Source organism: Kitasatospora sp. NPDC058184 (assembly GCF_042883725.1).
Classification (GTDB): domain Bacteria; phylum Actinomycetota; class Actinomycetes; order Streptomycetales; family Streptomycetaceae; genus Kitasatospora.
On record NZ_JBHVVE010000045.1, the window covers coordinates 1 to 11,865 of the forward strand.

General features: G+C 73.0%; 12 protein-coding genes. 2 read left to right on the top strand and 10 right to left on the bottom strand.

What is annotated here, in order from left to right:
- Nucleotides 1-471 precede the first annotated feature (471 nt).
- Nucleotides 472-1,740 (bottom strand): tyrosine--tRNA ligase, encoded by a 1,269-nt coding sequence (gene tyrS, locus ACFVXH_RS41000; protein WP_387831214.1) that lies wholly within the window; start codon nt 1,738-1,740, stop codon nt 472-474.
- 292 nt (nt 1,741-2,032) lie between these two features.
- On the opposite strand from tyrS, the gene ACFVXH_RS41005 reads away from it, so the two are divergent.
- Nucleotides 2,033-2,563, top strand: a complete 531-nt coding sequence (locus ACFVXH_RS41005; RefSeq protein ID WP_049659779.1) for an HNH endonuclease — start codon at nt 2,033-2,035, stop codon at nt 2,561-2,563.
- A gap of 47 nt (nt 2,564-2,610) precedes the next feature.
- Here ACFVXH_RS41005 and ACFVXH_RS41010 read toward each other — a convergent pair whose 3' ends face one another.
- The 7 genes from ACFVXH_RS41010 to ACFVXH_RS41040 form a co-directional block, all read right to left on the bottom strand.
- On the bottom strand, nt 2,611-4,629 hold the full coding sequence (locus ACFVXH_RS41010) for a PQQ-binding-like beta-propeller repeat protein (RefSeq protein WP_387831211.1): 2,019 nt from the start codon (nt 4,627-4,629) through the stop codon (nt 2,611-2,613).
- Nucleotides 4,630-4,752: 123 nt separating this feature from the next.
- Nucleotides 4,753-5,058 carry a 4a-hydroxytetrahydrobiopterin dehydratase gene (locus tag ACFVXH_RS41015; RefSeq protein WP_387831212.1) on the bottom strand — a complete coding sequence of 102 codons (306 nt, stop codon included), beginning with the start codon at nt 5,056-5,058 and terminating at the stop codon, nt 4,753-4,755.
- Nucleotides 5,059-5,140: 82 nt separating this feature from the next.
- Nucleotides 5,141-5,320, bottom strand: coding sequence for a DUF1272 domain-containing protein (locus tag ACFVXH_RS41020; protein WP_049652107.1), 180 nt, complete (start codon nt 5,318-5,320; stop codon nt 5,141-5,143).
- Nucleotides 5,321-5,399: 79 nt separating this feature from the next.
- Nucleotides 5,400-6,158 (bottom strand): sulfite exporter TauE/SafE family protein, encoded by a 759-nt coding sequence (locus ACFVXH_RS41025; RefSeq protein WP_049652106.1) that lies wholly within the window; start codon nt 6,156-6,158, stop codon nt 5,400-5,402.
- A gap of 251 nt (nt 6,159-6,409) precedes the next feature.
- Entirely contained in the window at nt 6,410-7,462 is a 1,053-nt protein-coding gene (locus tag ACFVXH_RS41030) for an SPFH domain-containing protein (protein WP_387831213.1), read from the bottom strand.
- Nucleotides 7,463-7,472: 10 nt separating this feature from the next.
- Nucleotides 7,473-7,895 (bottom strand): NfeD family protein, encoded by a 423-nt coding sequence (locus ACFVXH_RS41035; protein WP_049652104.1) that lies wholly within the window; start codon nt 7,893-7,895, stop codon nt 7,473-7,475.
- Between the two features lie 130 nt (nt 7,896-8,025).
- A complete protein-coding gene (locus ACFVXH_RS41040) occupies nt 8,026-8,817 on the bottom strand; it encodes an ABC transporter ATP-binding protein (RefSeq protein ID WP_049652103.1) in 792 nt (263 codons plus the stop codon).
- Between the two features lie 150 nt (nt 8,818-8,967).
- Here ACFVXH_RS41040 and ACFVXH_RS41045 point away from each other — a divergent pair, with 150 nt between their 5' ends.
- Nucleotides 8,968-9,771, top strand: a complete 804-nt coding sequence (locus ACFVXH_RS41045; RefSeq protein WP_117490087.1) for a hypothetical protein — start codon at nt 8,968-8,970, stop codon at nt 9,769-9,771.
- Between the two features lie 22 nt (nt 9,772-9,793).
- Here the strand turns inward: ACFVXH_RS41045 and ACFVXH_RS41050 are convergent, their stop codons facing one another.
- Both ACFVXH_RS41050 and ACFVXH_RS41055 read right to left on the bottom strand, forming a co-directional pair.
- A complete protein-coding gene (locus tag ACFVXH_RS41050) occupies nt 9,794-10,450 on the bottom strand; it encodes a response regulator transcription factor (RefSeq protein WP_049652101.1) in 657 nt (218 codons plus the stop codon).
- Nucleotides 10,443-11,540, bottom strand: a complete 1,098-nt coding sequence (locus ACFVXH_RS41055) for a GAF domain-containing sensor histidine kinase (RefSeq protein ID WP_049652110.1) — start codon at nt 11,538-11,540, stop codon at nt 10,443-10,445. Before ACFVXH_RS41055 ends, ACFVXH_RS41050 begins: the two co-directional genes overlap by 8 nt.
- Between the last annotated feature and the right edge of the window lie 325 nt (nt 11,541-11,865).

Here is an 11,865-nt window from a genome sequence, read left to right on the forward strand (position 1 = left end):
GCGTTGACTTTTGGCACGCTGTTGAGTTCTCAAGGAACGGACGCTTCCTTCGGACCGCCTTCCAGCGGACCCTCCGGGCTTCGTTCTTTCGTGTTACCAGCTTATCAGACGTTTTCCGCTCCGTTTTCCGGAGTTTCATTCATCCGATTTCCCGAACTGGCCGGGTCCGCTTTTCGCGACGTCCACCACATTACCGCATTCCGAGTGTCACTCGAAATTCACACTCACCCGTAGACGGCAATGCCGACGAACCCATTTTCATGGGAATCAGAGTGGGAGTGGGTCTTGCTGAGTGGGGTGGCCGCTCCAGCGACTCGTTCAACACTAGGCCACCTGGACGACATCGTCAAACGTCGAAGGCCGGATCTGTCCAGATCCGGCCCTCGGGGCTCGAAGCCGCAGCTCAGAGCAGGTGTGCTTTCAGCCAAGCCTCAACCGGCAGCCTCCGCCGGCCCGGCTGGCGACCGGCCGTCAGCCGGCGGCGACCAGCTCCGCCGCCGCCAGGTTCCGCTTGCCGCGCCGCAGCACCAGCCAGCGGCCGTGCAGCAGGTCGGCCTCGGTCGGCACCGCCTCCTCGTCCGTCACCTTGACGTTGTTGAGGTAGGCACCGCCCTCCTTGATCGTCCGGCGGGCGGCCGAACGGCTGGGCGACAGCCCGACGGCGACCAGCAGGTCGACCACCGTCTGGAGTTCGGACACCTCGGCCTTCGGGACCTCGGCCAGGGCGGCGGCCAGGGTGGGGGCCTCCAGGTCGGCGAGGTCACCCTGGCCGAACAGCGCCTTGGACGCGGCGACCGCGCGCTCGTACTGCTCCGCGCCGTGCACCAGCGTGGTGAGCTCCTCGGCGAGGGCGCGCTGGGCAAGGCGGGCGGCCGGGCGCTCGATGGTCTCGCGCTCCAGCTCCTCGACCTCCTCCTTCGAGCGGAAGCTGAAGATCCGCAGGAAGGTGGGGACGTCCCGGTCGTCCGCGTTCAGCCAGAACTGGTAGAAGGCGTACGGGGTGGTCAGCTCGGGGTCGAGCCAGACCGTGCCGGACTCGGTCTTGCCGAACTTGGTGCCGTCGGCCTTGACGATCAGCGGCGTGGCCAGCGCGTGGACGGACTTGCCGTCGGCCTTGCGGATCAGGTCCGTGCCGGCGGTCAGGTTGCCCCACTGGTCGCTGCCGCCGGTCTGCAGGGCGCAGCCGTAGCGGCGGTTCAGCTCCAGGTAGTCCATGCCCTGGAGGATCTGGTAGCTGAACTCGGTGTAGCTGATGCCCGCGTCGGAGTTGAGCCGTCGGGCGACGGCCTCCTTGGCGATCATGTTGTTGACCCGGAAGTACTTGCCCACGTCACGCAGCAGGCTGATCGCCGACATCCCGGACGTCCAGTCCAGGTTGTTGACCATGCGCGCCGCGTACGGGCCCTCGAAGTCGAGGAAGCGCGAGATCTGGCCGCGCAGGCGCTCGACCCAGCCGGCCACCGTCTCGGGGTCGTTGAGCACGCGCTCGGCGGTGGGCTTCGGGTCGCCGATCAGGCCCGTGGCGCCGCCGACCAGCCCGAGCGGGAGGTTCCCCGCCTGCTGGATGCGGCGCATGGTGAGGATCTGCACCAGGTTGCCGAGGTGCAGGCTGGGGGCCGTCGGGTCGAAGCCGCAATAGAACGTGACCGGGCCGTCCGCGAACGCCTTGCGCAGTGCGTCCTCGTCAGTGGAAAGGGCGATCAGCCCGCGCCACTGCAGCTCGTCGACGATGTCCGTCACGGTCACGCTTCTCCTTCGATCGGGCGTCCGACCAGTGCTGGCCCGGTTCGGTCGGGCTCCGGGTCGGTACGACTCCAGCCTGATAGAGCCTACGCGGTTCCGGCCAGCGAGTTTCCCCGAGGCACCCCTCCCGGTCGGCCGGTCCGCCGTCCCGGGCCCCTCCCCGATACCGGAAATTCCGTTGTTCGACGGCTACGGGCCCATTCAGAGTGGTTCCACCGCCGTGCGGCGGCAGTGACGTGTGTGGAGACGGTCGTGCCGCCGTGGCACGCCCGCGGGAAGGGTGTGCCGAGTGCGCAACACGCTGGTTCTGAACGCGAGCTACGAGCCCCTGACGACGGTGTCGCTCCAGCGCGCCGTCGTCCTGGTGCTCCAGGACAAGGCCGTGGTGGAGCAGGCGCATCCGCTGCGCTCGATCCGGGGGACGGGCATTGCCGTCCCGGTGCCGCGGGTGATCAGACTGCAACGGTACGTACGGGTGCCGTTCCGACAACAGGCTCCGTGGTCGCGGCGCGGCGTCCTGGCGCGGGACCGGCACCTGTGCGCGTACTGCGGCCGGCGGGCCACCACGGTGGACCACCTCCAGCCCAGGTCGCGCGGAGGTGCCGACAGCTGGATGAACACCGTGGCCGCGTGCGCGGAGGACAACCAGCACAAGGCGGACCGCACGCCGGAGCAGGCCGGGATGAAGCTGCTGCGCCGCCCGTTCGAGCCGACGCCGCAGGCCAGCCTGATGCTGGCGCTCGGTCTGCGCGGCTCGGAGGTCCGGGACCTCGCCGACTGGCTGCCGGCCGTACCGGGCCGGCCCGTCTCCGCGGCGTAAGGCGGCACGAGGAGGCGCAAGGAGGCCGGAAACCCGGGCGGAGGGCCTCAGTCCTTCGCCCGGTACCCCGCCGCCGTACCGTAGTTCGTCGAGTGCTCGGGCACCACGACCACCTGCCCGCCGCCGATGAGCACCCGTCCGGAGATCAGCAGCGAGCCGGTGCCGGCCGGGAAGTTGCCCCCGGTCGCCTCCCGGCCGCCCGCCAGCGGGAACCGGCTGAGGCGGGCGGGCTGGTCGCGGCGTTCGTCGGCGGCGAGCACCAGCGACCCGCCGTCGATGCCGACCGCCCGGACGGCGCCCTTGGCGGCGGTCGGCGTCTTCCAGCGCTGCTTGCCGGTGTCCAGGTCGTAGCCGACCGCGGCCACCGGCCCGCCGCCGTTCGGCGGGGCCAGCGTGGTGACCATCGTGCGGCCCTCGAAGTACACCTCGGGAGTGGCCGAAAACGTACCGTGGGCGACGTCCAGCCGGCCGCCGTCAACGGCCACCGGGATCTCGGCGGCCGGGTCGCCGCCCGCGCCCCAGGCGAACACCCGGTCCTCCTCGGGCTTCCCGCCGGTGGTGAGGACCACGGACGGCTCGGCCGACAGCACGGTCACCGTCTTCGGCTGGTTGTTCAGGCCCCGCCACCAGCCGACCTTGCCGTCCGCGGTGTTCAGCGCGACGGCCTGGTCGGCGGGGGTCGAGTCGGCGCAGGAGGAGGCGACGAGCACGGTCTTGCCGCTGACGCCGCCGGACAGGGTGCAGAACTTGCCCTGCCCGGTGTACTGCCAGACGTCCTTCCCGTCGGCGGACTCCCAGGCCAGCACCCGGTCGTCGCCGACGGCGATCACCTTGTCCTCGGTGACACCGACCCGGGCCGAGTAGGCGCCCTTGGCGTCCGAGAGGCTCTTGGTCCAGACGGTCTTGCCGGTCTTGGTGTCCACGGCGGCCACCAGCGTGCAGGGGCTCTTCGGATCGGCCTGCGGACGGAACAGGGCCGCGCCCAGGCCCGCCGGGTTCACCCCCGCCGACAGCCCGCACGGGACGGCCCCGGCGGCCGGCGGCTCCACCGACCAGGTCGCCTTGCCGCCCGCCCGGTCGTACGCGTGCACCCCGGAGCCGTCGGCCCGGACCACCGCGTCGGCCAGCAGCCAGCCGCCGATCAGCGTGTCGTCGCCCCCGGACGGACCGGCCGCGGCCGGCTGCGCGGCCCACACCCGGTCGTGCGCCACCGCGAAGCCCGGCTCGCCGCCGCTGCTCGCCGCCGCGCTGCCGCCGCCCTCGGCGCCGACCGTCAGCCCGGCCGCCACCAGCACTCCCAGCGCGGCCACCCCGGCGCCGGTCCGCACCAGCAGGGCCTTGCGGCTGGGCATGTGCTCCCCGGTCAGCACCGCGTCGGCGGCCTTCCGGGCCTTGGCGGAGAGCGAGGAGCCGGAGCCCTCACCCGCGCCGGAACCGCCGCCGCCCCCTCGACGGGCCGCGGCCCTCGACCGCGGGGCCGGCTCGGCCTGCGGCTCGGGGGCCCGCACCGGAGTGGTCGCCGCGGGCTCCTCGGGGACGGGCGCCGGCCCGGCCTCCTCGATGTGCACGTAGCCGTCCGCCGAGTACTCCGCCCCCGCCGGGACGTACAGCCCCTCGTCGGCGGGCTGCTGCGGGGTGGCGTACGGCGCGTAGGGCTGGTGCGGCTGCGCGTGGTCCGGGTACTGCGGGTACGGCTGGTACTGCTCCTGGCCGCCGTACGGGCCCTGGACGTAACCGCCCTGGACGTAGTCGCCCTCGACGTAGCCGGTCGGGCCGACACCGCTCTGCTCGTAACCGGCCTGGTCGTACCCGCTCCGGCCGTAGCCGGCCTGGTCGTACCCGCTCTGGTCGTAGCCGGTGGGCCCGTAACCGCCCTGGCCGGACTGCGGCTGCTGCTGCCCGTACTCGGCCGAGCCGTAGCCCTGCTGCGGCGGCCACTGCGACGGCTGCTGAGCTGTCTGCTGCTGCTCGGCGTACCCGCCGTACCCGCCGCTCTGCCAGTCCGGGTGGCCCTGGGGCGGCCACGGCTGCCGGTCGTGGGCGTCTCCGAAGGGCTCCTGCGCCATCCGTTCCGTCCCTCCCGAGCCCCGCCCGCCTGCCGATGCGGCAGTCAGCATCTCACGCCCGCCCGGGGGCGCGGCCCGGGCCCTCGCCCGTACCGTCCCGGGCCGGCCGGTCCTGCGGCGGCGTCAGGAGGCCGACTCGGCGCGCAGGGCCTCGTCGATCCGGGCGGCGAGGGTGAAGTCCAGACCGGTGAGGCCGCCGGCGCTGTGGGTGGACAGGACGAAGCGCAGGGTGCGCCAGCGGATGTCGATGTCGGGGTGGTGGTCGAGCGACTCGGCCTGCTCGGCGACGGCGACGACCACCCGGACCGCCGCCGGGAAGTCCGGGGCGTCGGCGGTACGGGCGATGCTGTCGCCCTCCCGCGTCCACCGGGGCAGCGCCGCCAGGGCCGCCGTGATCTCGTCCTCGTTCAGCCGTGCCCTGCTGCTCATCGCCGCGCTCCTGCTGGATGGTCGGTCCGGGGTGCCGGATTTCCGGTACGTCCGCAGTTCCGGGACGTCCGGGGTTCCGGTGTCAGGCGGCCTTCCGGCGCGGACGGGTCACCAGCTCGCCGCCGCAGTTGGGGCAGCCGCCGGCCATGGCCTCGGTGCAGTCCGGGCAGAAGGTGCACTCGTAGGAACATATCGAGGCGCCGCCGTCCGCGGTCAGCGACACCGCGCAGCGCTCGCAGCTCTCACGCATCTCCAGGGCCATGGCGTACTCCTCCGACGTTCCGATGTTCCGACGTTTCGATGCCCCGACACCCTGCCGGGCCCGACGGCCTGACGGCCCTTCAGCTCAACAGCAGCTTGGCGACGGCCACGAGGCCGACCACCACGATGACCCCGCGCAGCGCCGTCGGCGGGAGGCGGCGGCCGACCTTGGCGCCGACCAGGCCGCCGACCAGCGAGCCCGCCGCGATCAGACCGGCGGCGGTCCAGTTCACCGTCGAGGTGAAGAGGAAGAAGAGCGCGGCGACGGCGTTGACGATCATCGCCAGGGCGTTCTTCACCGCGTTGATCCGCTGGAGGTCCTCCTGGAGCAGCATGCCCATCAGGGCCATCAGCAGCACGCCCTGCGCGGCGCCGAAGTAGCCGCCGTAGATGCCGGTCAGGAACACCCCGACCAGCAGGACCGGGCTGCCGTCCGGATCGCCGCCGGGGCGGCGGCGGGCGGCGACGGCCTTGGCCACCCGGGGCTGGATCACCACCAGCACGAGCGCGAGCAGGATCAGCACCGGGACGATCGCGTCGAAGGCCCCGCTCGGCAGCCTGGTCAGCAGCAGCGCGCCGACCAGCCCGCCGAGCAGCGAGGCGGTGCCCAGGCGCAGCACCCGGCGGCCCTGGTCGGCCAGTTCGCGGCGGTACCCGATCACGCCGCTGAGCGAACCGGGGACCAGGCCGAAGGTGTTGGAGACGTTGGCGGTGACCGGCGGGAGGCCCACGGCGAGCAGGACCGGGAAGGTGATCAGGGTGCCGGAGCCGACGATGACGTTGATCATCCCGGCGCCGACGCCGGCCACCAGGACGGCGATCGACTCCCAGAGCGTCATGGGTCACCTCTCCTCTCGGTCCTGTCCGAGGGGATCATGCCGGACGGCCCCGCGGCTCTACCAGACCCGCCCACGATTCGGGACGCACCTCACAACGTGCGCGCGCCCCACCGCCGCCGCACAAGGCCGAGGGCCCGCCGCCTCTCGGCAGCGGGCCCTCGACGGAACTCGGTCCGACCGGCCACTCCGGCTCGGTCACTCCGATCCGGTCATTCCGGGTCGGTCACTCCGGGTCGGTCACTCCGGGTCGGTCACTCCGGGTCGATCTTCGGGTACTCCCGGGCCGGGTCCACCCGGGGACGGGCGGCGCCCTTCTCGGTGTCCACCGGCCGCGGGCCGGAGGCCGGGTCCAGCGGCACCTGGGTGGCCGCCGGGGCCGCCGGGGCCACCTGCGGAACGGTGGGCGCCGCGACCGCGCCGCCGTTCATCCCCCCGGTCAGGCCGCCGAAGGCGCCGCCGAGGCCCTTGAGCGCGTCGCCGACCTCGCTGGGGATGATCCAGAGCTTGTTGGAGTCGCCCTTGGCCAGCTCGGGCAGCGTCTGGAGGTACTGGTAGGCGAGCAGCTTCTGGTCGGCGTCGCCGTCGTGGATGGCCTCGAAGACCGTCCGGATCGCGGCCGCCTCACCGTCGGCGCGCAGGACCGCGGCCTGCGCCTCACCCTCGGCGCGGAGCACGTCGGCCTGCTTCTCACCCTCGGCCTTGAGGATCTGGGCCTGGCGCTGGCCTTCGGCGGTGAGGATCGCGGCGCGCTTGTCACGGTCGGCGCGCATCTGCTTCTCCATCGAGTCCTGGATGGAGGTCGGCGGCTCGATCGCCTTCAGCTCGACGCGGTTGACCCGGATGCCCCACTTGCCGGTGGCCTCGTCCAGGACGCCGCGCAGACCGGCGTTGATGACCTCGCGCGAGGTCAGGGTGGACTCCAGGTCCATCGAGCCGATGATGTTGCGCAGCGTGGTGACGGTCAGCTGCTCGATCGCCTGGATGTAGCTGGCGACCTCGTACGTCGCGGCCCGGGGGTCGGTCACCTGGTAGTAGATGACGGTGTCGATGTTGACGACCAGGTTGTCCTGGGTGATCACCGGCTGCGGCGGGAACGGCACGACCTGCTCGCGCAGGTCGATCCGGTTGCGGACCCGGTCGATGAACGGGACGACGATGTTCAGCCCTGCGTTGAGCGTCCGGGTGTAGCGGCCGAAGCGCTCCACGATCGCGGCGCTGGCCTGCGGGATGACCTGGATCGTCTTGATCAGCGCGATGAAGGCCACCACGACCAGGACGACCAAAACGATAAGGACGGGTTCCACGGACTCTCCCCTAGACGACCAGGGCGGTCGCGCCCTGGATTTCGACGACGTCGACCTGTTGTCCAGGCTGGTACACCTGGCCCGGGTGGAGCGCGCGGGCCGACCAGATCTCGCCGTTCAGCTTGATCCTCCCGCCCTCCCCGTCGACGGTTTCCGCGACGACCGCGGTGGCGCCCTGGAGCGCCTCGATGCCCATCTTGACCTGCGGCCCGCTACGGAGCTGCCGGTAGGCGATCGGGCGGACGAAGACCACCAGGGCGACCGAGACGGCGACGAAGGTCACGGTCTCGAGGACCACTCCCCCGCCCAGCGCGGCCACGCCGGAGGCGGCCAGCGCCCCGACCGCGAACATGGCGAACTCCGGCATCGCGGTGAGCACCAGCGGTATGCCGAGCCCTGCGGCGGCCAGGAGCCACCAGATCCAGCTGTCCACATGTCCATCCTAGGGAGCGAAGGCCTTCGAAGCGGACAGTTCCCGCAGGTCGAGGGGCGGAAACCGGTCGCGCGTGCGACCGGTTTCCGACGGCCGTCCGGATGAACGACAGGAACGGGCGGACGGGGCCTCAGCCCAGCGGCAGACCCTGCGCCGACCAGCGGTCTCCGTGCCGCTCCAGGGTCAGCGGCAGGCCGAAGCACTTGGAGAGGTTGCGGGCGGTCAGCTCGGTGTCGATCGGGCCGGCCGTGAGCACCTTCCCCTGACGGATCATCAGGACGTGGGTGAAGCCGGGCGCGATCTCCTCGACGTGGTGGGTGACCATCGCCATCGCCGGGGCGAACTCGTCCTGGGCGAGCGCGCCGAGCCGGCGGACCAGGTCCTCGCGGCCGCCGAGGTCCAGGCCGGCGGCGGGCTCGTCGAGCAGCAGCAGCTCGGGGTCGGTCATCAGGGCGCGGGCGATCAGGGTGCGCTTGCGCTCGCCCTCGGAGAGGGTGCCGAACTTCCGGTCGGTGAGGTTGGCCATGCCGAGGCGGTCGAGCAGGGCCAGGGCGCGGGACTCGTCCGACTGCTCGTAGGTCTCCTGCCAGGTGACCGTCATGCCGTACGCGGCGGTGAGGACGGTCTGCAGCACGGTCTGCTCGGCCGGCAGCTTGTCGAACATGGCGGCGCCGGCCAGACCGATCCGGGAGCGCAGCTCGAAGACGTCGATCTCGCCGAGCTTCTCGCCCAGCACCGTGACCTTGCCCGAGGTCGGGAACAGGTACGAGGAGGCGATCTGCAACAGCGTGGTCTTGCCGGCGCCGTTCGGTCCCAGGATGACCCAGCGCTCGCCCTCGGAGATGGACCACGAGACCTGGTCGACCAGCGCGCGCCCCTCCCGGACCACGGATACGTCAACCAGCTCCAGCACGTCGCTCATGCCTATGCCTTCCCCAAAAAACAAGATTCTCGGCCGTCGGTGCGGGCGGCGAGCCTACTCCGGCAGCCGGTGGGCACGGGGTGGGTGCGCCGCACACGCATGGGCAAACCTACGCCACGCGGATGACCGGCGATTCCGTAGGCTGGCCGGATGCTCGTGACTCCAGCCGACAATCCGTACGAAGAGCCCCGTTCGGGGCGGCTCACCGCATGGGGCAACGCCCAGCTGGCGGGCCTGGTGCCGCCGGACGACGCCGCCGCGGCCGTCCTGGGCGCCGACGAGCGCCACCGGGTCACCGGCCTGCCCGGCGACGGGCCCGGCGAGCAGCACGGGCTGACCTGGGCGCTGGGGCGGCTGCGGGTGCTCGGCGTGAAGGGCCTGCGCCTCGCGCTGCCCTCGGCCGGGCACCCGCTCGGACTGACCGGCCCGAAGGCCTTCAACGAGCAGGCCATGCGGGCCGGCGAGGCCGTCCTGGCCGTCGGCGCACCGCTCGGGCTGGTGCCGGAGGTGGAGGAGTACGGGCCGGCCGGCGACCGCTCGGCCACCGTGCTGTGGCGCTGCCATGAGGTCAACGACACACCTCCGGCGGACGTCCCGTCGCTCCACGAGGCCGAGCGCGAGCTGGCGGAGGGGCTGCGGGAGGCGACCGTCCTGCTCACCCGCCTCGACGTGGCCGGTGCCGGGCCCGAGGCCCTGCGCGCCCTCGACGCCTACCGCCGGCGCGGCCACAGCGAGCCGCTGGCCCCCGGCTACCCGCCCCGGGCCGTCCGCGTCCTGGAGTCGGCCCGTCAGGTGTCCGCCCTGCTCGCCATCGCCTCGGGCGGGCACGGCGCCGCCGTCAGCGCCTCCGAGATGGCGGCCCGGCAGTCCGCCCTGGCCCCGCTGCGGCGCACCGCCCGGCGCGCCCAGGTGGCCGCCTACAACGCCCTCGTCGACGAGCGGGACGACCGCTGAGCGGAGGGGCACCCCCGGCGCGCTACGCCTCGCGGGTCTCGCCGTGGCGGACGGCCCAGAGTGCCGCCTGGGTGCGGTCGGCCAGGTCCAGCTTCATGAGGATGTTGGACACGTGGGTCTTCACGGTCTTCTCCGACAGGTGGAGGCTGCGGGCGATCTCCCGGTTGGAGCGGCCGTCGGCGATGTGGCCGAGCACCTCGCGCTCGCGCTCGGTGAGCGTGCCGCCGCGGCCCTGGGGGGCGCGCGGGCTGTCGTCGGAGAGCAGGGCGGCGGCCAGTTCGGGCTGGAGCAGGACGTGGCCGGCGTGCACCGAGCGGATCGCGCCGGCCAGCGCCTCCGGGTCGACGTCCTTGTAGACGTACCCGGCGGCGCCGGCCCGCAGCGCGGGGACCATCGTGCGGTGCTCGGTGAAGCTGGTGACGATCAGGATCCGGGCCCGGCTGCCCTCCCCCTTGAGGGTGCGCAGCGCCTCGATGCCGTCGACGCCGGGCATCTTGAGGTCCATCAGGACGACGTCGGGGTCGAGTTCACGGGCCCGTTCGACGCCCTCCGCCCCGTCGGCGGCCTCCCCGACCACCTCGATGTCGTCCTGGACCTCCAGGAAGGTGCGCAGCCCGCGCCGGACGACCTGGTGGTCGTCGACCAGCAGGACGCGGATCGACGGTGTGCTCTCAGGCACCGGGGACCTCCATCTCGACGAGCGTCCCCCGACCGGGGGCCGACTCCAGGGTGAGCGTGCCGCCGACGGCGGCCGCGCGGTCGCGCATCGAGGCCAGGCCGAGGTGGCGGCCGGCCCGTCGGACGGACTCCGGGTCGAAGCCGCGCCCGTCGTCGTGCACCCGCAGCACGGCGCCGCGCGCGGGCGTCCCGGCCAGGGTGACGGTGACCCGGCGGGCGCCGGAGTGGCGCAGCGCGTTGTGCAGCGCCTCCTGGGCGACCCTCAGCAGCGCGGCCTCCTGGGCGGGCGGCAGCGCCCGGACGCCGTCGGCGGCGAAGGCGACGTCGGCGGTGTGCGCCCGGTCGAGGACCTGCACCTGGGAGGCGAGGGTGGCGCTGAGCCCGTCCTCCTCCAGGGCGGCGGGGCGCAGCTCCACGACGACGGCGCGCAGTTCGTCGGCGGCCTCGGCGGCCAGCCGGGCGACCTCGGCGAGTTCGGCGCGGGCCCGGGCCGGGTCGCGGTCGACGAGCTTGGCGGCCGCCTTGGCCGTGAGACGGAGCGAGAAGAGCTTCTGCGAGACGGCGTCGTGCAGGTCGTGGGCGATCCGGGCCCGCTCGCCGGCCAGCGTGAGCTCGCGGCTGCGCTCGTACAGCCGGGCGTTGGACAGGGCGAGGCCGGCGTGCGCGGCGAGGATCCGCAGCAGTTCCTCGTCGTGGTCGGTGAACTGGCCGCCGCCGCGCTTGTTGGCGAGGAAGATGACGCCCATCACCTGCGGCTCGTCCTCGGCCGCGTCGGTGTCCAGGATCGGCATGCCGAGGAAGGCGTCCATGTCGGGGTGGGCCTCGGGCCACCCCTCGAAGGCGGGCGCCTTGCGGACGTCCACCAGCCGGGTGGGGCCGGTCTCGTGCAGCATCGCGGCGAGCACGCCGTGCTGCCGGGGCAGCGGGCCGATCGCCCGCCACTGCTCGTCGGTGACGCCGTCGACGACGAACTGGGCGAAGCCGCCGTGGTCGTCGGGCACGCCGAGGGCGGCGTACTCGGCGCCGAGCAGGCCGCGGGCGGAGGCGGTGATGCGGCGCAGCACCTCGCGGACCTCCAGGTGCCGGCTCATGGCGAGCAGCGCCTGGCTGACGGCCTCGATCCCGGCCAGGCACGGTTCGCAGGCGGGCAGCGGGCCGTGGTGGGCCGCGTGGTCTCCGGAGGTGCTGGGCATACGGCCAAACTACCGCCGCCGTGACGGCCGCCGCGTCCGTCCCCGGCCGCCCCGGGCCCGGGTCCGGGGACCTAGGACCCGCGCCCCGGGAGGGCCCGCCCGGAAACGCGGAGGGGCGGCCCTCCCGGGGGCGGTTTCTGGTGGTCGTCGCAACACGTGGTCGGTTGTCTAGGCCGCGATGAGTTTATGCAGACGCTCGGCTGGGGTTTCCCAGCCGAGCGTC